Source organism: Alkalibaculum sporogenes (assembly GCF_009362815.1).
GTDB classification, from domain to species: domain Bacteria; phylum Bacillota; class Clostridia; order Eubacteriales; family Alkalibacteraceae; genus Alkalibaculum_A; species Alkalibaculum_A sporogenes.
The window spans coordinates 170,858-195,006 of record NZ_WHNX01000002.1; the positions used below are offsets into that span (position 1 = coordinate 170,858).

The 24,149-nt window shown below is 32.6% G+C and carries 20 protein-coding genes; 15 read left to right on the plus strand and 5 right to left on the minus strand.

Annotation, left to right across the window (positions count from 1 at the left end):
• The first annotated feature begins 647 nt into the window (after positions 1-647).
• From GC105_RS16740 to hydG, 4 genes are all read left to right on the plus strand, one after another.
• The gene (locus GC105_RS16740) at positions 648-824 is read left to right on the plus strand and encodes a hypothetical protein (RefSeq protein WP_193708233.1); all 177 of its coding nucleotides are present in this window, start codon (positions 648-650) and stop codon (positions 822-824) included.
• Between the two features lie 396 nt (positions 825-1,220).
• Positions 1,221-1,484: a TM1266 family iron-only hydrogenase system putative regulator gene (locus GC105_RS01815; protein ID WP_152801092.1), complete on the plus strand. Its 264-nt coding sequence runs from the start codon at positions 1,221-1,223 to the stop codon at positions 1,482-1,484.
• A gap of 15 nt (positions 1,485-1,499) precedes the next feature.
• Positions 1,500-2,540, plus strand: coding sequence for a [FeFe] hydrogenase H-cluster radical SAM maturase HydE (gene hydE / locus GC105_RS01820; protein ID WP_152801094.1), 1,041 nt, complete (start codon positions 1,500-1,502; stop codon positions 2,538-2,540).
• A gap of 14 nt (positions 2,541-2,554) precedes the next feature.
• Positions 2,555-3,973: a [FeFe] hydrogenase H-cluster radical SAM maturase HydG gene (hydG, locus tag GC105_RS01825; protein ID WP_152801096.1), complete on the plus strand. Its 1,419-nt coding sequence runs from the start codon at positions 2,555-2,557 to the stop codon at positions 3,971-3,973.
• Between the two features lie 232 nt (positions 3,974-4,205).
• Here the strand turns inward: hydG and GC105_RS01830 are convergent, their stop codons facing one another.
• Positions 4,206-5,090, minus strand: coding sequence for a LysR family transcriptional regulator (locus GC105_RS01830; RefSeq protein ID WP_193708234.1), 885 nt, complete (start codon positions 5,088-5,090; stop codon positions 4,206-4,208).
• Between the two features lie 256 nt (positions 5,091-5,346).
• Here GC105_RS01830 and GC105_RS01835 point away from each other — a divergent pair, with 256 nt between their 5' ends.
• From GC105_RS01835 to GC105_RS01845, 3 genes are read left to right on the plus strand one after another with little or no spacing between them, the layout of a single operon-like run.
• The gene (locus tag GC105_RS01835) at positions 5,347-5,859 is read left to right on the plus strand and encodes an NADH-quinone oxidoreductase subunit NuoE family protein (protein WP_152801100.1); all 513 of its coding nucleotides are present in this window, start codon (positions 5,347-5,349) and stop codon (positions 5,857-5,859) included.
• Positions 5,846-7,426: an NADH-ubiquinone oxidoreductase-F iron-sulfur binding region domain-containing protein gene (locus GC105_RS01840; protein ID WP_193708235.1), complete on the plus strand. Its 1,581-nt coding sequence runs from the start codon at positions 5,846-5,848 to the stop codon at positions 7,424-7,426. The genes GC105_RS01835 and GC105_RS01840 overlap by 14 nt, the downstream gene beginning before the upstream one ends.
• Before the next feature lie 8 nt (positions 7,427-7,434).
• The gene (locus tag GC105_RS01845; protein WP_152801102.1) at positions 7,435-9,168 is read left to right on the plus strand and encodes an NADH-dependent [FeFe] hydrogenase, group A6; all 1,734 of its coding nucleotides are present in this window, start codon (positions 7,435-7,437) and stop codon (positions 9,166-9,168) included.
• A 241-nt stretch (positions 9,169-9,409) separates the two neighbouring features.
• Here GC105_RS01845 and GC105_RS01850 read toward each other — a convergent pair whose 3' ends face one another.
• Positions 9,410-10,318 (minus strand): AraC family transcriptional regulator, encoded by a 909-nt coding sequence (locus GC105_RS01850; RefSeq protein WP_152801104.1) that lies wholly within the window; start codon positions 10,316-10,318, stop codon positions 9,410-9,412.
• Between the two features lie 410 nt (positions 10,319-10,728).
• On the opposite strand from GC105_RS01850, the gene GC105_RS01855 reads away from it, so the two are divergent.
• From GC105_RS01855 to GC105_RS01885, 7 genes are all read left to right on the plus strand, one after another.
• Positions 10,729-11,784 (plus strand): alcohol dehydrogenase catalytic domain-containing protein, encoded by a 1,056-nt coding sequence (locus tag GC105_RS01855; RefSeq protein WP_152801106.1) that lies wholly within the window; start codon positions 10,729-10,731, stop codon positions 11,782-11,784.
• Positions 11,785-11,806: 22 nt separating this feature from the next.
• Complete coding sequence (locus GC105_RS01860; protein WP_152801108.1) at positions 11,807-12,673, plus strand: transketolase; 867 nt, start codon at positions 11,807-11,809, stop codon at positions 12,671-12,673.
• Position 12,674: 1 nt separating this feature from the next.
• Positions 12,675-13,643, plus strand: coding sequence for a transketolase family protein (locus tag GC105_RS01865; RefSeq protein WP_152801111.1), 969 nt, complete (start codon positions 12,675-12,677; stop codon positions 13,641-13,643).
• Positions 13,644-13,658: 15 nt separating this feature from the next.
• Positions 13,659-14,444, plus strand: a complete 786-nt coding sequence (locus GC105_RS01870) for an SDR family oxidoreductase (RefSeq protein ID WP_152801113.1) — start codon at positions 13,659-13,661, stop codon at positions 14,442-14,444.
• Between the two features lie 147 nt (positions 14,445-14,591).
• Positions 14,592-15,542, plus strand: a complete 951-nt coding sequence (gene pfkA / locus GC105_RS01875) for a 6-phosphofructokinase (protein ID WP_152801115.1) — start codon at positions 14,592-14,594, stop codon at positions 15,540-15,542.
• Between the two features lie 129 nt (positions 15,543-15,671).
• Entirely contained in the window at positions 15,672-17,156 is a 1,485-nt protein-coding gene (gene glpK, locus GC105_RS01880) for a glycerol kinase GlpK (RefSeq protein WP_152801117.1), read from the plus strand.
• Between the two features lie 239 nt (positions 17,157-17,395).
• The gene (locus tag GC105_RS01885) at positions 17,396-18,613 is read left to right on the plus strand and encodes an MFS transporter (RefSeq protein WP_152801119.1); all 1,218 of its coding nucleotides are present in this window, start codon (positions 17,396-17,398) and stop codon (positions 18,611-18,613) included.
• A 188-nt stretch (positions 18,614-18,801) separates the two neighbouring features.
• Here GC105_RS01885 and GC105_RS01890 read toward each other — a convergent pair whose 3' ends face one another.
• A complete protein-coding gene (locus GC105_RS01890; protein WP_152801121.1) occupies positions 18,802-21,039 on the minus strand; it encodes an FAD-dependent oxidoreductase in 2,238 nt (745 codons plus the stop codon).
• Between the two features lie 414 nt (positions 21,040-21,453).
• Between GC105_RS01890 and GC105_RS01895 the strand changes: the two genes are divergently transcribed.
• Positions 21,454-22,044 (plus strand): TetR/AcrR family transcriptional regulator, encoded by a 591-nt coding sequence (locus GC105_RS01895; RefSeq protein WP_152801123.1) that lies wholly within the window; start codon positions 21,454-21,456, stop codon positions 22,042-22,044.
• Positions 22,045-22,182: 138 nt separating this feature from the next.
• Here GC105_RS01895 and GC105_RS01900 read toward each other — a convergent pair whose 3' ends face one another.
• A complete protein-coding gene (locus GC105_RS01900; RefSeq protein ID WP_207706923.1) occupies positions 22,183-22,326 on the minus strand; it encodes a hypothetical protein in 144 nt (47 codons plus the stop codon).
• Between the two features lie 65 nt (positions 22,327-22,391).
• Positions 22,392-24,095: an aldehyde ferredoxin oxidoreductase C-terminal domain-containing protein gene (locus GC105_RS01905; protein ID WP_152801127.1), complete on the minus strand. Its 1,704-nt coding sequence runs from the start codon at positions 24,093-24,095 to the stop codon at positions 22,392-22,394.
• Positions 24,096-24,149: the final 54 nt, after the last annotated feature.

The following is a 24,149-nucleotide window of genomic DNA, read 5'->3' on the forward strand; positions in this document are numbered from 1 at the left end:
TAGGGATAAAAAATAGACTTCACATATCTTGGGGCATATCTTTCCAAAAGAATTATTGATTTGTTGATCTTTTATCGCTAACATTAATACTACCTACTATTAAAACCGATAATAAGAGATGTATTTTTTACATAACATAATAGATTACTATTTACTTTGGGTATTGTAATCAGACCATCTTGGTTGATTTAATCGTACATTATTTTCATATTTATGTCAAACATTAATTGAAAAATATTTTATAATTACAAATTACAAAATACTGCTTATTTTAAGGTGGGAAAGTTCGATTAGCTTGCTAAGGTCCAAATTTTCCTACCTTACTTGAAATGCATCGAAGACACTTTCTTGTAAAATAAAGTGAAATTTTATTCAGTAGGGGTTTTCTTCATCCCCTACTGAATATTAGTTGAACCAATCGGGCGTTTACAGGCACTTAACACCCACTTATCTTTTTTTCATTTTGAAATGTTGAAGTGGGGTCTTAGTGCCTGTTAATGCGGGATAAATCTTATAATTATGCTAGCAATATGAAAATATATTCAAGACTCCGAGTAGTATAAATTTGCATAGTATTCTATAAAGATGAATGATTAATAGATAAATGTAGATACTACTAATGATAATATTATCAAGGAGGTGTAAATATGCCACAAAATGCAAAACAATCTATCGATCAATGTATGTCAACACTACGATCTACTACTGAAAATTTAGAACAAGCACTAAACTCTGCAGAAAAGCAAGAGAATAAAAAGAAAATTCAACAAGCTATAAGCTCAATAAGCTCTGCACAGCAACAACTATCTGAATATCAAGATTAATATCAAAATTAAATACAACATTAAAAAACACTTTACTCTGATTATAAGAGAGAGTGTTTTTTAAATATATAAATAAAAATGTTAATTATTTAACTTGTTTTGAATAACTATTTGTGCTATACTACTTTTTAATAACAGGTAAGTTATATAGGATATTCACCTAATAACAAACCATATTTTAATTTATAAACAAAGTTATCGTTCTAATTACATGAGGGTTCGTCCCGAATGAGAAGGCGAGAGAATAGATATTACACGTAGTAGGTTTACCCTACTTATAATTGTAATCACATCTTTGTGCCTTTAAGGACAAAGATTTTTTTGAGTTTAGTTTACTGGAAATGTAAGGTTTTTAGTATGAATTGTTATTATATATTTATAAGAAAGGATATTATTATGGAGTCAAGAATCGCTTTGATAGGTATTATAGTTGAAAATGAGAGATCAGTAGAAAAGATAAATGCCATTTTGCATGAGCACAGAGAATACATTGTTGGGAGAATGGGAATTCCTTACCATAAACGTGGGGTGTCTGTTATTAGTGTTGTAATCGATGCTCATAGTGATGTTATAAGTTCTCTATCTGGTAAACTAGGTATGCTTGCTCACGTTAATATTAAAACGATTTATTCGAAAATATTCCAAAATGAAAATTTATAAAGGTGGAATTTATTTATGATAGATTTAATCGACAAATTACAGAAAACAAGAGATTTAAAAAGAGATGAATTATTCTATTTATTAAGTAATTTTAATCATAACACAAGTGAGTATATTCATGAAAAGGCAAGAGAAGTTGCTCAAAGATATTTTGGGAAAAAAATATATACCCGTGGATTAATAGAATTTACTAATTATTGCAAAAATGACTGTTTTTATTGTGGCATAAGATATAGTAATAAAAACGTAGATCGATATCGATTAAGCATTGACAGTATATTAGACTGTTGTGAAAGTGGATATCATTTAGGGTTTAGAACCTTTGTATTACAAGGAGGTGAGGACTTAGAATACACAGATAATGATATAGTTAATCTAGTAAGCACTATAAAGTCTAGGTTTCCAGATTGTGCAATTACCCTTTCAATTGGAGAGAAATCGTATGATTCCTATTTAGCATATTTTAAAAGTGGCGCAGATAGATTCTTGCTTAGACATGAAACTGCCACTGCACAACACTATAAAAAATTGCATCCCCATAATTTAACATTAGATAGACGAAAACAATGTCTTCAGGATCTTAAAAGTATTGGTTATCAAGTTGGAACAGGATTTATGGTGGGCTCACCTTATCAGACTATAGAAAATCTTGTTGAAGATTTACTGTTCATTAAAGAGATAACGCCACAAATGATAGGTATTGGACCGTATATACCTCATCATGATACTCCATTTGCAAATGAAAATGCGGGTAGTTTGGAGCTTACTTTATTTCTAATAAGTGTTATAAGACTTATGAATCCAAATGCTCTTATTCCTGCCACTACATCACTTGGTACTATAGACCCAAATGGACGTGAAATGGGAATATTAGCAGGGGCAAATGTAGTCATGCCAAATCTTTCTCCCGTAAATGTACGGAAAAAATACGAATTATATGATAATAAAATTTGTACAGATGAAGAAGCTGCTGAGTGTAAAGTGTGTTTGAGTAATCGTATAAATAAGATTGGGTATGAGATTGTTGTAGACAGAGGAGATTATGTCAATATATAAGAGGGAGAGTAAATATGTATAATAAAAAATCTAAGATTGCTACTGAATTTATTGATGATGAAGAAATTTTAAAGACTATAGTATATGCAAAAGAAAATAAGAATAATAAAGAATTGATTAACGATATATTAGAGCGGGCAAAAGAATATAAAGGGATTAGTTATCAAGAAGCAGCAGTATTATTAGAATGTGAATTAGAAGAAGAAAATGAAAAGATGATATCACTTGCAAAAGAAATAAAACAGAAGTTTTATGGAAATCGTATTGTAATGTTTGCACCTTTATACCTTTCTAATTATTGTATTAATGGATGTGTATATTGCCCTTATCACCAGAAGAATAAATCTATTTCTCGTAAAAAACTCTCTCAAGAAGAAATAAGTAGAGAAGTGTCCGCATTACAGGATATGGGGCATAAACGTTTAGCGCTAGAATTAGGCGAAGACCCAATACATAATCCTATTGAATACGTTTTAGAGAGTATCGAAACAATATATGGCGTAAAACACGAAAATGGAGATATTCGTCGTGTAAATGTTAATATTGCTGCAACTACTGTAGAAAATTATCGTAAACTAAAAGATGCTGGAATTGGGACATATATTTTATTTCAAGAAACTTACAATAAAATAGTATATGAAAAAATTCATCCTACAGGTCCTAAGCATGATTACGATTATCATACAGAAGCAATGGATAGAGCAATGGAAGGTGGAATTGACGACGTAGGTATAGGCGTTTTATTTGGATTAAACACTTTCAGATACGATTTTATAGGCCTTCTTATGCACGCAGAACATTTAGAAGCGGCTAATGGTGTTGGACCACATACTATTAGTGTTCCTCGAATTTGTCCTGCAGATGATATTAAGAAAGAGGAATTTACTAATTCTATATCAGATGATATATTTGCTAAAATTGTGACTGTTATTCGAATTGCTGTTCCATACACTGGGATGATAATCTCTACTCGTGAGTCTCAGAAATCTCGTGAAAGAGCTCTAGAATTAGGTGTAACACAAATTAGTGGAGGCTCTAGTACAAGTGTTGGTGGTTATGTCGAAAAGGAAGCAGAAGACGATAATTCTGCACAATTTGATTTAAATGACAATCGAACTTTAGATGAAATTGTAAATTGGTTAGTTACATTAGGATATGTTCCTAGCTTTTGCACTGCATGCTATCGCGAGGGACGTACGGGTGATAGATTTATGAGTTTAGTAAAATCAGGACAAATCATAAACTGTTGTCAACCAAATTCTCTCGTAACCTTAAAAGAGTATTTAGAGGATTACGCTTCTAAAGAAACTAAGGTTAAAGGTGAGACAATTATTTTGAAAGAGTTACTACAAGTTGGAAGTGAAAAGGTACGAGAAGTTGCAATGAAAAATTTACTAGAAATAGAAAATGGAAAGAGAGACTTTAGATTCTAAGTATCAAAAATTATTACTCCAAAGAAAAATTAAATTAATTTGATCTTTATAAAGCACTGTATCTTAACTGAATAACAGTGCTTTTGTTTATCACGTATTTACAGGCACTAAGACTCACGGCGATCAGTAGTTATCTACTTTGATCTATTTTCTAAAAAAGGGTTCTTCGAACCCATAAATGGTAAATGATTAAGATTAATCATTCTCAAATATTACAAAAGTATCTCTTAGTCTAAGTAGTTTGTGAATGACTTGTTAGGAAATTCCATAGAGTATTACACCCAACTGAATAAGTTTCATTCTTTCGTCTCACAAGGTATATCTGTAGATTCAATCTATCTGGAAATTTGACAGGAATAATATTAGAATAAACTAATTGAGGTACATCATGTCGTGGTAGAATAGTAATTCCCTCGTTAAAATGAACCATTCTTTGTAAAAAAGATATTTCATTCGACACAAAGTTTACATTAGGAGTAAAACCATTGCTCTTACAATAAGATTTAAAGATATTTGATATCCTAAAATCGTCTGTAGGTAAAACATAGTCTTGATTTTTAAGGTGGTTAATAGTTAGACTATCAATCTGCGAAATATAATTGTTTTTATTGATGAGCATATATAAATCATCTGACAGTAACAAGGTACTTTCAAATAAATCGTCATCTACTGGACCTACAACACATCCAAGATCAGATTGGCTATCTAGGATGATATGTTCACAAATTAAATCAGGATGATCTCTTATAGTTAGTTCAATATCAGGATATAAATTTCGAAATTTTGGTAAAATGTTTGTAGATAGTTCCTGTATAAGCCCATAAGATACAACTATTGTTACTTTTCTATCAAAATTAAGTTTAGATTTTTTTATCTCATCAAAAGTCTCTACTGATTGATTTATAATATTTTTTGCTCTCTTATGTAATATAGTTCCATACTGAGTAAGTTCTAATCCTGAATATGTTCTGTTAAACAATGGTACATCTAATTCTTCTTCTAAATTTGAAATTGCTTTACTTAAAGCTTGCTGAGTTACAAAAAGGTGTTTTGCTGCTTTAGAAAAACTTTTGTCTTCTGTTATCTGTATAAAGTAAGTTAGTTGTTTTAATTCCATTTTTACCTCGCTAACGTTAAAAATATAAATAATATTAGTTGTACAACTTATATTTGTATAGATGAAAATATAGGTTGTTTGCATATTAACAAGCAATATATTAGTATTATTTTAACATAGCATTTAGAAATAAGCGCAATATATTTTAAGTTTTAATCGTTTTCATATATTTAGATCAAATAAATTGCATAGAAGGATAAATCAAAATAGGTTTTACCATCTATGCTTTCAAGTAAATTATATAAAGGGGGATATTATGGATTTCAAGTTTGATATTGAAAAAAATATGGAGAAAGTTAGATGCCTTGAAACTTTCATTGAAAAAAATAGGCAAGTACCTGGAGTATTAATTCCAGTTCTACAAGAAGCACAAGGTTTATTTGGATATTTAGCAAGAGAAGTTATGGAAATTATTGCTAGGGGACTAGATGTGCCTGTATCTAAAGTCTTTGGTGTAGCTACATATTATACTCAATTTACTTTTATGCCAAAGGGTGAAAATGATATTAGTATTTGTTTAGGAACAGCATGTTATGTAAAGGGAGCACAAGAGATACTAGAAGAGGTTCAAAATATACTAGGTATTAAAGATGGTGAAACAACTCCAGACTTAAAGTTTTCAATTACATCTACTAGATGTGTAGGAGATTGTAGTTTAGCACCTGTAGTATTAGTAAATGATGATATTTATCCAAATGTAAATAAAAAAGAAGTAAAGGATATTATCGCTAAATATAAAGTGGAGGTGGAATGTTATGATCACCTATGAAAAGCTTGTACAAATGAGCCTTGAACAAAGAGCAATTTTAGAGGAAAGGCTATTAAAAGAAGATAAAATCGAGATAAAAGATGGATTTATTGTTTTAAAAGGAGACTATTATAAAGAACAAATAAGGATTGCATTAAAGAATTGTGGAATTATTGATCCAGGTAATATAGAAGAATATATAGCATTAGACGGTTATAAGTCCTTAGCTAGGGCTTTAATAGAAGAAACTCCGATTAAGATTATAGAGCAAATAAGTGAATCAAACCTAAGAGGTAGAGGTGGAGCAGGATTCCCTACAGGTAGAAAATGGAATGAAGCTTACAAAACCCTATCAGATCAAAAATATTTTATATGTAATGCTGATGAAGGGGATCCAGGTGCATTTATGGATCGTTCAATCTTAGAAAATGATCCTCATTCCGTATTAGAAGGTATGGCAATAGGTGGATACGCTATTGGGTCAAATCAAGGATACATATACGTTAGAGCAGAATACCCCATGGCGGTAAAAAAACTTAGAATAGCCATAAAGCAAGCTAAAGAATATGGACTTTTGGGGGATAACATATTAGGTACTGGATTTAATTTCGACATAGAATTAAGGCTTGGATCTGGAGCATTTGTCTGTGGAGAAGGAACTGCTCTTATAGAATCGATTGAAGGTAAAAGAGGCATGCCAAGAAATAAAAAAGCCAGAACATCTCACAAAGGATTGTATCAACAACCAACTATTCTAAACAATGTCGAAACAATAGCATGTGTTCCAGTTATACTACAAAGAGGTACAGAGTGGTTTAAAAATATAGGTACTGAAAAATCTACTGGTACTAAAGTATTTGCACTTGTTGGAAAAGTTGAAAAAGCTGGACTTGTTGAAGTGCCAATGGGTATGCCTTTAAGAAACATTATTAATGATATAGGTGGAGGGGTACAAGATGGCAAGGCTTTAAAAGCAGTTCAGACAGGTGGTCCATCAGGTGGATGTATTCCTGTTAGTTTAATGGACACTCCTGTTGATTTCGAATCTCTTGATAAGATAGGATCAATTATTGGTTCTGGTGGAATGGTTGTAATGGATGAAAACACATGTATGGTAGATATAGCAAGGTTTTTCTTAGAGTTTACAGTAGATGAATCCTGTGGTAAATGTACACCATGTAGAGTAGGAAATAAAAGAATGCTAGAAATACTTACTATGATAACAAATGGAACTGCTGAGCTTCATCATATTGAGGATTTAAAAGAAATTGCAGAGGTTATTGCAGAGACATCTCTATGTGGTTTAGGTCAAACAGCGCCTAATCCAGTCCTTTCTACACTTAACTATTTTTATGATGAATATTTGACTCATGTTAAAGACAAAAAATGTCCTGCTGGAGTATGTCAGGCTCTTATTACGTATTCTATAGATGAAAAATGTATAGGTTGTACCAAATGTGTTAAGGTCTGCCCTACATCGTGTATTTCAGGTAACAAGAAAGAACAACATGAAATTGACCAGAATTTATGTGTCGTGTGCGGAGCCTGTTTTGAAATTTGTCCCGTAAGTGCTATTAGAAAGGGTTAGGTGATAAAATGATAAAATTGACTATAAATGATAAAGAAGTATCAGTGCCAGAGGGATCTACAATATTAGATGCTGCTAAGCAGTTAAAAATAAAAATACCAACATTATGTCATATGAGCTTATATGATATTCAATTTTTTAATCAATCTGCATCATGTAGAGTATGCGTAGTAGAACAAGAAGGAAGGAATAATCTTTTGCCTGCATGTGCTACTCCTGTATCTGAAGGAATGAAGATTAGAACAGATACTAAAAAAGCTATTAGAGCGAGAAGAACTATTGTAGAGTTACTTCTTTCTGATCATCCAAATGATTGTTTGATTTGTGCCAAAAATGGAGATTGCGAATTACAAAAGATAGCAGCAGACCTAGGAATACGAGAAATAAAGTATCCAGGTGAAATAGCTACATTCCCTACGGATAATAGTAGTAAGTCTATAGTAAGGAATATGACAAAGTGTATACTATGTAAGAGATGCGAAACTATGTGTAGTTCGATTCAAACTGTAGATGTATTAACTGAGATAGGAAGAGGTTTCGATACAGTAATGGGAGCAGCCTTTAATCTACCCATGGATGAGACTACGTGTACCTTCTGTGGTCAATGTCTAGCAGTATGTCCTACAGGTGCATTATCAGAGGTGAATAATGTATCTAAGGTTTGGGATGCCATAAATAGCGATAAAGTAGTAATTGTTCAAACCGCTCCTGCAGTTAGAGTCGCATTAGGAGAAGAATTTGGAATGGAAGTAGGTTCATTGGTAACTGGGAAGATGGTTGGTGCTCTAAGGAGAATTGGTTTTGATAGAGTATTTGATACAGATTTTGCAGCAGATCTTACGATAATTGAGGAAGCATCCGAATTAATTCATAGGATACAACATGGCGGAAAACTTCCTATGCTAACGAGTTGTTGTCCAGCATGGGTAAAATTCTTTGAACATCAATTTAGTGATATGTTAGATATTCCATCTAGCTGCAAATCACCACATGAGATGTTCGGAGCATTATCAAAAACTTATTTTGCTGAAAAGATGGGATTAAAAGCAGAAGATATAATAGTAGTATCAGTTATGCCATGTGTTGCTAAAAAATATGAAGCTGCTAGACCAGAACTAAGTGAAGGGTCAAGTAGTGATGTGGATATAGTAATCACTACAAGAGAATTAGCTTTAATGATTAAAGAGGCATCTATTGATTTTGAAAATTTAGACGATAAAGAATTTGATAATCCGCTAGGAGAGTCTACTGGAGCGTCAGTAATATTTGGAGCTACAGGTGGTGTAATAGAAGCTACACTAAGAACTGCATATGAATTTTTGACAGGAAAAACTCTTGAAAATGTTGAGTTTAGTTCTTTAAGGGGAATGCAGGGGATAAAAGAGGCTACAATTGATATTAATGGTATGTCAATTAATATCGCTGTAAGTCATGGATTAGGGAATGCAAGACACCTACTAGAAAAAATTAGGTCAGGTAAAGCAAATTATCATGCTATAGAGATTATGGCTTGTCCTGGGGGATGTATCGGTGGGGCTGGTCAGCCATTCCATCATGGGGATCTTTCCATCCTAGACAAGAGAATGAATGGACTTTATAAAGAAGATAGGGGAAAAACTCTAAGAAAATCTCATGAAAATCCTATGATAAAAAAATTATACGATGAATTCTTAGGAGAGCCATATGGAGAAAAGGCACATGAGTTACTACATACGACTTATGTTGCAAGAAAGAAAATTTAATAAAAAGGCTTGGATATATACATAAGCATTTAAATAAATAGACAAGGGTTCGTGAACAAATCACGACTCTTGTCTTTTTTAATTATTATGAAGCTATTACTATGGATTGATATAGTAAAAAAAAGTTTTACAAAGGTTATAATAATGAATTAGGTAATTGATTTTTGGTGAAGGATAGATAACTAAATACTAAGGTTATCTATCTTTTCTCGTAGGGCAAAAATGAATAATCAAGAGTAATTTATTGATGGGATTTTCGAATATTATCTCTATATTGAGTAGTTGTCATACCTTCAACTTCACGAAATAATCTAAGGAGTGTTCTAGATGCAGAAAAACCGACTAAGTTAGCTATTTTCTCTACAGAGTAGTTTGTGTTATACAAATAATCTTTTGCATAATTCAGTCTAAAGATACTTAAAGTCCTACTAAATGTCGTGCCAAAGCAAGCTTCAAAAACTCTATTAATGTGACGAGGTGAAACGTACATAGCATTTGCAACATCTCGCAGTGTTATATTGCTATTGTAATTTTTATGCATATACTTTGTTATCTCAATTGCTAAATTAACATTAGATGGAAACTCTACTCTAGATTTAGAATGTTCTGAAGTAGGCATAAGATTTCTGAAGGTTAATATAATAAATTTAAGGTAAAGACTCCTAAGTATAGATTGCCATCCAAAGCTTCTAATTATAAGTTCGTTATTGATTTGATCTATTATTGTATGACAATTATATTTATCGTCTATGATATAGTACTGGTTCGTTTTTACATTTGTCAATACCTTTTGCAGTTCAGAAATTTCTAATTCTGACCAAATATTATCATCGCAGGTAGAAATACTTTCTATAATGTCAAAAATCATAATAAAGTACTTTCTTTTAACATCAGGTTCATAAACTGTACCATGCCAAGTTCCAGGAGCTAATAAGAGTAATTGTCCGGCGGGGATGTTTATTTGACTGTCTGAAACATCTATTTTTAAATTTCCTTCAATTGGATAGTAGATTTCTAGAGAATTATGAACATGCTTAAATTCAGGAGTTTTATTATCTAGTATCTCTACATGACGAATCAATACTTCAGTGTTTAACATTGGAATCTTTAGTATATATGGTTGGTAAATATTAGTTGAATTTTCTACCATTTTTCAAACACCTCAAAGTGTAAATATTAGACCTAAGATAATGATAACACTAAAGGTACATAGGTTCAATTTAAATAATAATATAATATATTATTACAAAACATGTCGTGTATTTACGAATATACAAATTATTCAACAAATTAATTATTATGTGATTTGGATGGACTATCGTAGTTTATATATGTCCCTCTCAATCATTGTTTAAATAGTGTGTAAAATTTATAATTAATATAAGAGGTGATATTTATAAAATTCACTATTACTATATTTAATTTGACGAAAAGGCGATTAGCTACTATAATGCACTCCTTATCTATGGGAAATATACCACCAGAGGAAATTAAATCCAAGAATATGTAAAGAGATGTGTTAACTTTTTTCATGACTAAAAAAAGGAAGGAGATATATTTATGAAAGTTGTTGCAGCTATAAAAGTTGGAGACATGAAAGATAATGATATTTCTAAACGAGGTAAAGTTGGCATAATAGACATGCCAATAAATGCTTTAGGCGACGAGGATGTAAAATTAAAAGTAGCATACTGCGCTATTTGTGGATCTGATCCTCACTTGGTAGGAGGTATTTTTGGATGGGAAGCGCCATTCGGTTTGGGACATGAAGTATCAGGTGTTATAGTAGAATTGGGAGAGAAAGCGACTAAAAAAGGGTTGAAAGTTGGCGATAGGGTAGCTGGTAATTTTCTAAAATTCTGTGGCACCTGTTATTACTGCCAAAACGGTCAACAACAATTTTGCGAATATGCTAATGAATCTAATCGTCCAGGAATGAGTGAATATATTGTGTGGCACGAATCACAAATTTATAAATTGCCTGATGATGTATCACTAAAAGAGGGGTGTTTATTAGAGCCTATATCTATAGCGGTACGTATGATGGATAAAATTAGTCCCAAATTTGGCGGACGTGTCCTCATTTCAGGTGGTGGACCTATTGGACTTCTAGGTTTGCAAGCCGTGAAAATGTATGGTGCAACTTCACTTACAATAAGTGAACCTATTGCTGAGAGAAGAGATTTAGCTATAAAATATGGTGCAGATTACGCAATTGATCCAATTACACAAGATATTGAAAAAGAGTCAATGAAAATTACAAATGGTAGAGGATACGATACAGTTGTTGATTGTTCAGGCTCTGTAAGAGCAGTAGGTGTACTGCCTAAAATCACAGCAAGAGGTGGTACATTACTGTATGGTGCAATGTATCCAAATGATTATGAAATGCCATTTAACCTATATAAATATTGTTATATGAATGAATTAACTGTATCAGGATATTATGTAGCACCTTATGCTTTTCCAAGAGCAATACAAATGCTGACTAAAATGGATTTAAGTGATCTTACAACTAAAATTTATAATATAGAGGATGCAGATGAAGCTTTTAAAGCACAACTTACTGGTAAATACCCTAAAATACTAATTAAGTGTAATAAAGATTTAGAATAGATATAAGGAAGGTGCAAATATTATGAGTGAAATTAAACTAGAGAGAGTAAAAGAGCTAGATGACAAGTGTTTAAAAATAAGAAAAGATTTATTAAACTTTATCTATCAAATCGGTATGGGTCATTTAGGTGGAGAGTTATCTATGGTTGAAATAGCAGTAGCTCTATACTATGAGTATATGAACTTTGATCCTAAAAATATAGAAATGGTAGATAGAGATAGATTGGTTTTAAGTAAGGCACATTGTAGTGAAACATTGTATACTATTTATTCAGATTTAGGCATATACACAATGGACTATATGGTTGAACATTTTGAGTCATTACATACAGCAAAATTTGGTATGCACTGTAACAGAAAATACTGTGAACCAATTGAAGTCTCAACAGGTTCATTAGGACATGGACTTCCAGTGGCTGTTGGTATGGCACTAGCTGCGAGAAAACAGAAAGCACCTTGGAGAACCTTTGTTATAACAGGTGATGGGGAGCTAGATGAAGGAACAAACTGGGAAGCTATTATGGCAGCTGGTCATTTTCAACTGGGAAATTTGGTAGCTATAGTTGATAAAAACCAAGTTCAAATGACTGGTACAACAGAAAATGTTATGAGTCTAGATCCCTTAGCGCCAAAGTTCGAAGCATTTGGATGGGAAGTAATTGAAATAGAAGATGGTAATGATATGCTTCAAGTGTGTGAAGCATTTAAAAAAATAGGTCCCGCTGAACCTACACTAAGGCAGAAACCTATCTTCATAATTGCCAATACTGTTAAGGGTAAAGGTGTAGATTTTATGGAAGGCAATCCAAAATGGCATGGCGGTGGCATTGCAAAAAAACAACTTGATGAAGCATTACAACAAGTCGAGAAGAATAGGATGGTGAGATAATATGGCAGTACAAACAACTTTTGATTTTGATCAGATGTTATCTAGTGCAAAAGAAGCATATGGAGAAGAATTATTAAAAATGGCTGAAGAAGGTTTTGATTTCGTTTTTACATATAGTGATAATGTTGCACCTTCTACTGCAGCAGGTAAATTAACTCAAAATTATCCTGAGCGGTGCTTTAACTTTGGAATTGCAGAACCAAATCAGGTTGGTGCATCTGCAGGGCTTGCTTTAGCTGGAGAAATTGTTTTTGCACAAGTATTTGGACCATTTTTACCACTTCGTGCTGCAGACCAGATTCATACAGATATTGCCTACAATGATGTGAATGTACGACTAATAGGAACTCATTCTGGTGTGACAGCTGGTGGCGGACCTACACATAATGATATTGCTGACTTAGCACTTTATCGTGCTATACCAAATTTAACAGTTGTAGTTCCAGCAGACGCAGGGCAATGTCGCAAGATAATACGTGCTTCTATGGAATATGATGGTCCTATGATTATTCGTATTGACCGTGCAGGTTCTCCTAATGTTTACGCTGACGACAATTATGAATTCACAATTGGAAAAGCTATAGAGACTATTGAAGGAACAGATGTTACAATTATTTCAACAGGTTCATGTATCTATGAGTGTATGATGGCATCTAAGGAATTACAAAAAGATGGTCTAAGCGTTGGAGTAATAGATATGCATACGATAAAACCATTAGATAAAAATGCTATCGTGAAATATTCTAACAAAACAGGAGTTGTCGTAACTGTAGAAGATCATTCTATAAATGGCGGGTTAGGTGGTGCAGTTGCAGAGACTCTTTGCGAAGCAGGATTCTGTGGGAAATTTAAACGAATAGGAATGCCAGACGAATTTGCAGTATTAGGTGATCCTGATGAAGTATATAAATATTATGGTGTAGAAAGAGTTGGTATTGCAAAAACCATCAGAAAAATGATGAGCAAATAGGGGGAGGAGAGCGAATTGACAGATATATTCGATAATTTTACATTAGATTACTTTAGTCTTAAGGGAAAAGTAGCAATTGTAACTGGTGCAAATCAAGGTTTGGGAATGGCCTATGCTGTTGCATTTGCAAAAGCAGGAGCAGACTTGTTTATACCACATTTTACAAGTGATATTACGGAAATAAGAGAACTGATTGAAAAAGAAGGAAGAAAGGTTGTCTTTCTCCAAGGTGATTTAACACAAAAGTCACACCGTAAAGAAGTAGTGGATACTTGTATGAAAGAGTACGGAAAAATAGATATCCTCGTCAATAATGCAGGTGTAAGTAAATTTGCTGATTTTGAATATTATCCCGACGAGGCTTATGATGCTTGTATAGAACTTGATTTAAATGTGGCATACTATTTGTCCCATGAAATTGGGAAAATAATGATTAAACAAAAAAGCGGTAAAATTATTAACATCGGTTCTGCATTATCTTATACTGCTGATAAGAGTTGTCCTCCATATGTTATTGCAAAACACGGCATTATTGGCTTAACTCGATCTTTCAGCAATGAATTGGGTCAATACAATATTCAAAGCAATGCGATTTCTCCAGGATTTTTAGCAACAGAAGTAAATGCTGAACTAAGGAAAGATCCTTTATTTTATAAAAAGATAACAGATAGAATCCCAGCAGGGCGATGGGGAGAGATGGAAGATTTAATGGGTACAATTATATTTTTAGCAAGCAAAGCATCTGATTATATAAATGGCTGGAGTATAAGTGTAGATGGAGGATTTACTACTACACTTTGATAGTAAACTAGTTTGTATCATATTATAAAAACGGAAGTAAAAATACGTTGATTACAAGTTAAAACTTTAATCAACGTATTTTTACTTAATGAAATACTTAAGGCTAATTTGTTATAAATTTGCGAAATTTGAAGAAGGTGAAATTGGATGAGAATTGGAATTTTAACAAGTGGAGGAGATGCTCCAGGCATGAATGCAGCGATTAGTGCAGTAGTTAAATCCGCAGAGCACAATAACATAGAAGTTTTAGGAATAAAATACGGATTTCAAGGTTTAGTAAAAGAAGAAGTTATTTCTTTAAATTGTTTCGACGTCGATGGTATATCCCAAAGAGGTGGTACAATACTAAAAACTGCAAGATGCCAGGAATTTATTAAAGAAGATGGAAAACAAAAGGCAATTAACACATTAAAAAAATACAGAATCAACGGTCTAATTGTTATAGGTGGAAATGGTTCTTTTGAAGGAGCTAAAGAGCTTGCTAAGTCAGGTATAAAGGTGGTTGGTATACCTGGAACAATCGATAATGACTTAGCTTATACAGACTTTTGTATAGGTTTTGATACGACTTTAAACACAGTTTTAGAGTGTATTGGAAAGATAAAGGATTCAGATTCATCACATGAAAAGACTACAATTGTCGAAGTAATGGGAAGGTACTGTGGCGATTTAGCTCTATACGCTGGTTTAGCAGGAGGAGGAGAGATAATTGCTACTCCTGAAAAGAAGCTAAGTTATGACATTATTTGCAAAAGGTTAAAGGAAAATGTTGATAAGGGAAAAAAGGATAATGTTATTATTATTACAGAAAAGATGTATGATATTGAAGATCTAAAAGAATACATTGAGGTCAACCTGAGAATAAGTTTAAGAAGCACAGTTTTGGGATTTGTTCAAAGGGGAGGTAACCCATCAGGTTTTGATAGAGTATTAGCTACTAAAATGGGTGTTAGAGCTGTTGAGTTATTGAGAGATGGAATTGATAGAAGATTTGTGGGGATTAAAGAAAATAAAATTATCGATATAAATTTTAACGAAATAAATTACCAGAACATAAGTAGACAAAAGGAATATGATTATTTAGATCAGATATTATAAACTTACAAATAAAAATATTATGGGTATCTGTTAGAGTTAGTTATACTAGATTAAATGTACAATAATAATTAAAATCATTATACAAAGTATTGTATAATAAACTTAATATAATTGCACAGGAGGATTAATATGAAAAAATATATACTCGCATTAGATCAAGGGACTACGAGTTCAAGAGCAATTTTATTTAATAGAGAGGGTAATATTATTGGCACTTCTCAAAGCGAGTTTACACAAATTTATCCTAAATCTGGTTGGGTAGAACATGATGCCATGGAAATATGGGGAACACAAAGCGGGGCAGCAAGGCAAGTATTAGACACAATAGGAATAAAAACTAATGAAATAGCAGCTATTGGAATTACTAATCAAAGGGAAACTACCATAATATGGGATAGATACACAGGTCGTCCAATTTATAATGCTATCGTATGGCAATGTAGGCGAACAGCAGATATATGTGAGGAATTAATTGAAAAAGGTTGGCAAGAAATAATCACTAAAAAAACTGGGCTTATTATTGACGCATATTTTTCAGCTACAAAAATAAAATGGATATTAGACAATGTAAAAGATGCTAGAGTAAAAGCTGAAAGAGGTGATTTGTGTTTTGGTACAGTAGATTCATGGCTAATTTGGAATTTGACCCGGGGAAAAGTGCATGTTACAGATTATTCCAATGCGTCGAGAACAATGCTTTACAATATTAATGAATTAAAGTGGGACGAAGAAATACTAGCTGAACTGGATATACCTATAAGTATGTTGCCAGAGGTAAAACCATCAAGTCATATATATGGATATACAGATCCTGAAACTTTTGATGGTGTTCAGATACCAATAAGTGGAGATGCAGGGGATCAACATGCAGCTTTATTTGGTCAAGGATGTTTTGAACCTGGAATGGCTAAAAATACATATGGAACAGGGTGTTTTATGTTAATGAATACTGGTGAAAAACCTGTAAAATCAAATAATGGACTCATAACAACTATTGCGTGGGGGATAAACAACAAAGTTGAATATGCTTTAGAGGGTAGTATTTTTAATGCAGGCTCTTCTATTCAATGGTTAAGAGATGAATTAAAATTGATATACGATGCAGCTCAATCTGAATATTATGCAAATCTTGTAGAGGACACAAATGGTGTTTATATGGTGCCAGCTTTTACAGGATTAGGTGCTCCATACTGGGATATGTATGCAAGAGGGGCTATTTTAGGTTTAACTAGAGGTTCTAAAAGAGAACATATTGTAAGAGCTACGTTAGAATCTATTGCATATCAAGTTAAAGATGTATTGCAAGCAATGGAAGAAGACTCAGGTATAAAATTAAAAGATTTAAATGTTGATGGAGGAGCATCAGCAAATAATTTTTTGATGAAGTTTCAAGCAGATATACTTGGTGTTCCGGTGAATAGACCAAAAGTTCTTGAAACAACAGCATTAGGAGCAGCATACTTGGCAGGACTTGCTGTAGGATTCTGGAATGATCAAGGAGAAATTAGTAATAAGTCTAGTATCGAAACTACATTTATAGATTGTATGGATGAAGAAAAAAGAGAAAAACTCTATGCTGGATGGTTAAATGCTGTTAAAAAAGCTATGGAGTAGATGATTCAAAATAAAATATTAAGTTTCATACAAGTTTGAACACCATAGGGAATTTGTCTAGGAAAGAAGTAATAATAACAAACAAAAAATTAACTATGCATAAGAATCTATAGCAAAATACTGGTATGAATGTTATAATTGAAGCTAAATTATAATTATTTCACAGATATATATTTAAAATTAAAATAAGAAAGAACTAAGCAGCTTGAATCGCCCTAGCTGCTTTGTAATAATAGGAGTTGGTAGGTATTTTTGGAAAAAAAGCAAGTAGTACTTTATGGACAAAGAATTTTATTTTATTTAGTGGCCTAAATTTATTTTTAAATTTAGGAGTTCAGTTTTTAATACCGATTTTACCTTTATATGCTATAAGTGTATTAGGTGCTAGTGAATCTCAAGTAGGATATTTGTTAGGTCTATATTCTTTTGCTGCATTAGCTGCAAGACCATTTGCAGGATACGCATATGATCATTTTGGAAGAAAAAAACCTTTCGTTATTGCTTTAATTGCATTTTCAATATTGTCATTTCTTTATAATTTTACAGCTACATTTATTCTTTTAGTTATTCTCAGAGTTATACATGGATTGGCATTTAGCTTTACTACTACTGGAACAGGTGCTATCGTTGGTGATATTGTACCTTCTGAGAGAAGAGGAGAAGGAATTGGCTATTTTGGAATGACAAATACCTTAGCTATGGCTTTGGGACCTGCAATCGCTTTATCGATTATGGGAAATAATAATTATTGGATATTATTTGCACTTTCAGGTTTTTTAGCTATATCAGCTTTTTTGATGTCTAACTTTGTACACTTTCCTAAAATCGAATTGTCATCTAAACCATTTAATATAAAGACAATTTTTGAGAAAAAAGTATTTTCTGTTGTACTTGTTGTTCTCATGTTTGGTGTAATTAACGGTGGTGTATTATCTTTTATAATAATCTACAGTCAAGATATTGGAATAATTAATGGAGGGCTTTTCTTTTTAATTAATTCTATTGGAGTTATAACTATAAGGCTCTTTACAGGTAAGATAATGGATATACATGGTCCGAGACCTATGATTATTTTTGGATTTATTATACAAAGTATAGGGCTTGTTTTATTATCAGCAGCAAATGGTATATTTCTTTTTTTAACTGCAGCTGTTCTTTTAGGAGTTGCTAATGGAACTTTAATGCCAACCCTACAAACAATGGTCATGAATATGGTAGAATCTAATAAAAGAGGAGTAGCAAATGCAACTTTTTTTGCAGCAATGGATATTGGTGTAGGTGGTGGTTCTATTCTATTAGGTTTGATAGCTGAATTAGCATCTTTTAAAATTATGTATCTATTTTGTGCAGTTTATCTTGTGATACCTTTGATATACTTCCTTAGCTATGTTTCGAAAGACTATGAGAGGAAAATAGTTGAAATTGATACTACAATCATTAATGAAAAGTTTAAGTAGGTAGATATTGTATATTTATCATCATCAACAACTTGTTAGCATAATAAAAAAAATCATACTAATTATGAGTAAAAACAAGCATGAATAGCCTTTAGGCTATTCATGCTTGTTTTATAAGTTTAAGTTTTTTTAGTGGGGTAATTTAATTACATATTGAGAGTATTTTTTTATAATACGCATAAATACAATTATCTTAATGATTCTTTTCCGGCTTCTATTCCGCCAATTCTACCCGAGTTTAATCCCCATCCTAATGCTACACCGTCTAGTTCGGGATAAGCAACTCCATCTAAGACTGCACCAATAGAATCTACACCTACTGCATATAATCCTTTAATTGGTTTTCCATCAGCGGTTAATGCTTGCATATTTTCGTCTATTCTTAATCCACCAAGGCTGCTATATGCTAATGGTACTGCCTTGATAGCATAATAAGGACCTGTATCTCCTAGATGATCCATATATTGACTTGGTTTGTTGAAATAAGTATCTACACCATTAGTAGCCATTTCATTGTATCTTTCGACATTCCTTACAAAAGTAGCTGGATCCATATCTGTTGCTTTTGCTAGATCTTCAAGTGTATCACCTTTGAATATAATGCCAATTTCTTCTCCTGCTTCAAATACTGCTTCAATGTTTTCCATTTTATAGTCTGGAGTAAGGGGTTGTAAGAAGAAGTTAGCTCCTGGAGGATAAGTATCCATTCCAGTACCAGCTAAACCATCGGCTTTTAGGGCATTTAATTGTTTTTGAGATACAATAGTATAATTATATTGTCCAGCTGCTAAAGCGTAGTTTGTACTAGCATTCATAGAGCCTGATTTACCATTTTCATCCATAAATCTTTCTCCTCTTGGATTAACCTTAAGAAGTGTAGGTGTAACTGAAAGTGTATAAGGTATTGAAGTATCATATATATTAAAACCTTCTATTCTTTTTCTACCAGCAATATCTGTTAAATGGGCAGCTACACCACCAACATTCCATTCTACTGATCCAGCTTCTACTCCCATTTTAAAACCTTCTCCTATATTTTGTGATAAACCAAAAATTTCATAAGAGCTTCCATTGTTGTATTTAGCCATTAGCTCTTTGTTACCAAGCATTCCGCCAGTAGCAATAATAACTGATTTTGCATTAACTATAATTTTTGCACCATCATATCTTTCTGCATTGACTCCCACGACTTCACCGTCACTATTTAGAATCAAAGATTGACCTGTTGTTTCATATAATACATTATCTACATCAGATACAAGTGATGTAAAAGAATTTGCTACTCCCATGCTACCTAGGGCATCATCTGCATAGTCGACATTCCAGTGTTGTCCCCATGGAGATAGTGACCAATTAAAACCTTTTGTCTCTAGCCAATCTACTGTGCTACCTGTTGTTTGAAAAAATCTTCTAAGTATTCCACCGTTTGAATACCAGTGGTTTTGTCTCATCCATTCTTCAAAAAGTTCATCCTCATCCATTACTTCTACACCATTTGCTTCTTGGATTTTTGCACCTAGAGTAAGTGGAGAACTTGATAGTGCGCCAGTACCACCAACTCGACCTGATTTTTCAATCAATATTACCTTGGCTCCTTCTTCTTTCGCACTAGCTGCAGCTGAAGATCCTGAAGTTCCACCACCTATAACTACAACATCAGCATCATAAACAATTTCTTCTGTACTTTTTTCTATAGGTCTATTAAGTGCTGCTGGATTTCCGCCAGCTTGTTCTATAGCGTCGCTCATAGCCAATAGAAAACCATTACTAGATGCTGTAGCACCTGCTATTGAATCAACAGCTAAAGATTGAGATTCAACTATTCTATCAGGTAATCTATCTGAAACGGTTTTTAATATTTGGTCTGTATCCCTTAGCATAGATATAGGATATTTTGCTGCCCAAAATTCTCTATCAATCATTTCATTTTCTTGTGGAATATTATCTGTTAATTCAATCGAAATAATTTCATTTTGAGATACTTCCACAGTTACTTCAAGTGTTCCAGCATATCCTTTTGCTTGTCCAACATATGTACCTGGTGTCATACTAAGTTCTGGTAAATCTACATTAGACGCCCCTTTAGATTGATCTATGGCAGATTGAGCAGCTTCTTTAATTGCATTACTGGTTACAGTAGCTCCAGATGTTGCATCTACATCAGCTGAGTTTGCTTCTATAATCGCATCAGGAAGTTGTTCTATAGCGTTACTACCTATACCAGCAGTTTCATTATCTCCTTTTGCATCTACTGAAATGATTTTATCATTCTCAATTATAATTGTTACTTCTACATCACCACCATAGCCTCTAGCTACGCCAGTAAAAGTACCATTCTTACCTGAATCTTGACTACACCCAGTTATTATACCCAGTGCTATAGTTATAGCTAAAAGGCATGTTATACTTTTTTTTGCTTTCTTCATTTATAATCCCCCTTATAATATATTTAAGTGACCGAAAACCAATGACTATTGGTCACTTAATAAGATAATAACTGATAGTTAATCTTATGTCAATAATAATAAACATATTTTTCACAAAAGAGAACAATTGTCTTTTCTATGAATTAATTAATAAATTATTATACAAAATCAATTAGGTTAATAGATCATAATCAATATAGCATAATAGAGGGTGGAGTACGGATTTTTGTATATTAATCAAAAATATTGACACCATTAAATAAAGATATTATACTAACCATATATTAAATTGAGTCTTTATAATTTTATGTACTAAAAAAGAGATATACTTAATTATAAAAAGTAATAATTACATAATGTATTAGGTTCAGCACTGTAATTTAGCTGATTTTTATAATAGAAGAAGGTGAATTAATGGCTAAAAAGCAAACATTAAGAGATGTACAAGCTCAAGAGACATACAATAAACTTTTAGATATGTCTATGCATTTAATGAAAAAATACGATTATACAAAAGTAACGATAAGTCAAATATGTGATGCTTGTGGTTACGCTAAGGGAACTTTTTATAATCACTTTAATAGTAAAATAGATATGTTATTTGAAATATCAATACAACAAAATATCAAGGTATCAAAGTTATTTGTATATGATAAAGACAAGAGTGCATCGGAGTGTTATTTAGAATTTGTGAATTCATATTTAAAGTTTGTTAAAATAAACGGAAATATTTTCTCTAAAAACATTGTTATGATGTTATTATCTGAGTCAATGACAGGCGAAAAAATAGGGCTAAGTATACAAAAGGACTATATCCTATATTTGTTAGATAGAGGGAAAAATGAAGGTGAGTTTTCTAAAGAGACGAGTCTTGAAGAATTATATAATTTATGGAGAGCTACAATAATTGGTGTTTTTGCATTATGGGGTATAGAAGGAGAAAGATACGATGTTGTTAAAGACGGATACAATACTTTAGCAAATTTAATAAAGGTTATAACCTAGTATTAGAATTTTATATTAATCAATCAAACACATTATCTATAAAAAAGAAGTTACTCGTGATTTAATTTACATATAGAAGCAGTAAAAATTTTTACAAAACACGAACGAAAGTTTAAAAGCTCTCGTTCGTTTTTTGAATCAGCCTCCTACAGGCATAACTCTAGCATTTATAATATCTCCATCCTTTACTTTCTCGATATATATTTCGGAAGGTGATATTAATTTATTATTTTTAGTTATAAGTAAAGCATTGTGGCTATTTAGGACTTTTCTATCTTTCATAATTTGAATAAATTGGGAAATGGTTACATTATCAATATACTCAAACTCTTGGTTATTAAATATTATCATTGAACTTTATCAATTCCTGAAAGTAGAGATTGTGGAATATCAAATTTTCTTCCAGTAGATGGTAAAGGCTCATTCCGAAAGAACTCTGGAATTACGTTGTCTTCAGGCTTCCAACCAGCTTTTTCGTTAAATTCTTTTTCTAATAATAGATTTTTATCAGCTGCAGCAAAAAGATCACCTGCATTCAACTCAGTATCGTACATTGCATTATAGAGCAGTGCAACCTTATCTAATTGACCACCAAGTGTTGCCATTGCCATCATACAAGTCATGCTATCAGCAATTGCAAAAATATGTTGCATGGTGTCTGATGTAGCAACTGCTGCTTCAATATCTGTAGGATCATCAGGACCTAATGTAATACCTGCAGTATGATCAGCCCCCATAGAAGTAGTAGCATATGTAAAACCTGTGCCTATTGAGCCTCGAGGATCATAACCAGGGATTGCTTGACCTTTGCATGTAGGTATTCTATTGCTATTATAGTGTTTTCCAACTATTTCAGTTCCTTGACCTAATAAATTGCCAAGATCAGTGCCTTCTCCCATTTGTTTACATAAGTCTAGAGCAGCATGAGTATCTCCCCAAGGAATAACTCCAGCGTCCATACAGACACCAATAGTTGCACCTGTCTCAATTGTATCTAATCCAATATCGTCACAATATCTGTCAATTTTAGCAATAGTCTCATAATCGTAAATATCACAGTTAGGACCACATAGTGCTATTGTTTCATATTCGAAACCACCGGTAAGGAAATTGCCTTGGTCATCGTTTACTATATTTGAGCATTTTATGAGGCAACCTGCTTGACAAGGGTGTTGATTTTTACCATTTTTATTTACAAAAGACATAAATTTATCAGACTTTAAATTATCAATTTTATCAGAAATTTCTCCTGTAAAGTTATGAGTTGGTATAATACCAGCAGGTCCAACAAAATCAATTGTAGATGCGGTTCCTACTAATGAGAAAGGACTTGTTTTAGATGATTCTATCACGGACTGGTTAAGTTCTTTCCTTAGTCTCATAAAAGTCTCTTTGTCAGCGTAAGGATACTCAGTTTTTGCTTTGGCCTTCTGAATGACTATACCTTTAATACGTTTAGAACCAAGTACTGAACCTAAGCCACCTCTACCAGCAGCACGACAAGGGTAATTTGTACCAAACTCAGTAACTTGAAGTGAAGAGTTTTTATATAGCCTTTCTCCTGCATTTCCAATAGAAATAACAGACACCTTCTCACCATATAGTTTTTGCATATTTTCAACAAATTCATAATTATTCATGCCCTCATATGTTGAAGCATCTTCCAAACTTATATTTCCATCTGCATTGATGAATAACATATAAAGAGAGTTACTATTTTCAGGTTTATTTTCGATAATAATAGATCTAATATTATGCTCAGCAAAAGCTGCTGCAGCATTACCACCAACATTAGATTCTTTAATTCCCCCAGTTAAAGGACTCTTCGCTCCAACTGATAACCTGTTAGCACATACTAAACCAGTCCCTGCGAATAAACTAGTACAAAAAATAATTTTTGAATCTTCACCTAATGGATCGCAAGTTGGGTCAACCTCGTCATGGAGAAACTGAGCTATTAAACCTCGTCCACCTAGACCGACATATGTTTTATTATAATCCTCAGTTGTAATAGTTTTACTTTTCGAATTAATTCTTACTGTTTTCCACATGTAACTTAACTCCTTTGATTTATTATAGTTTACATTATGTCATATACTTTATAA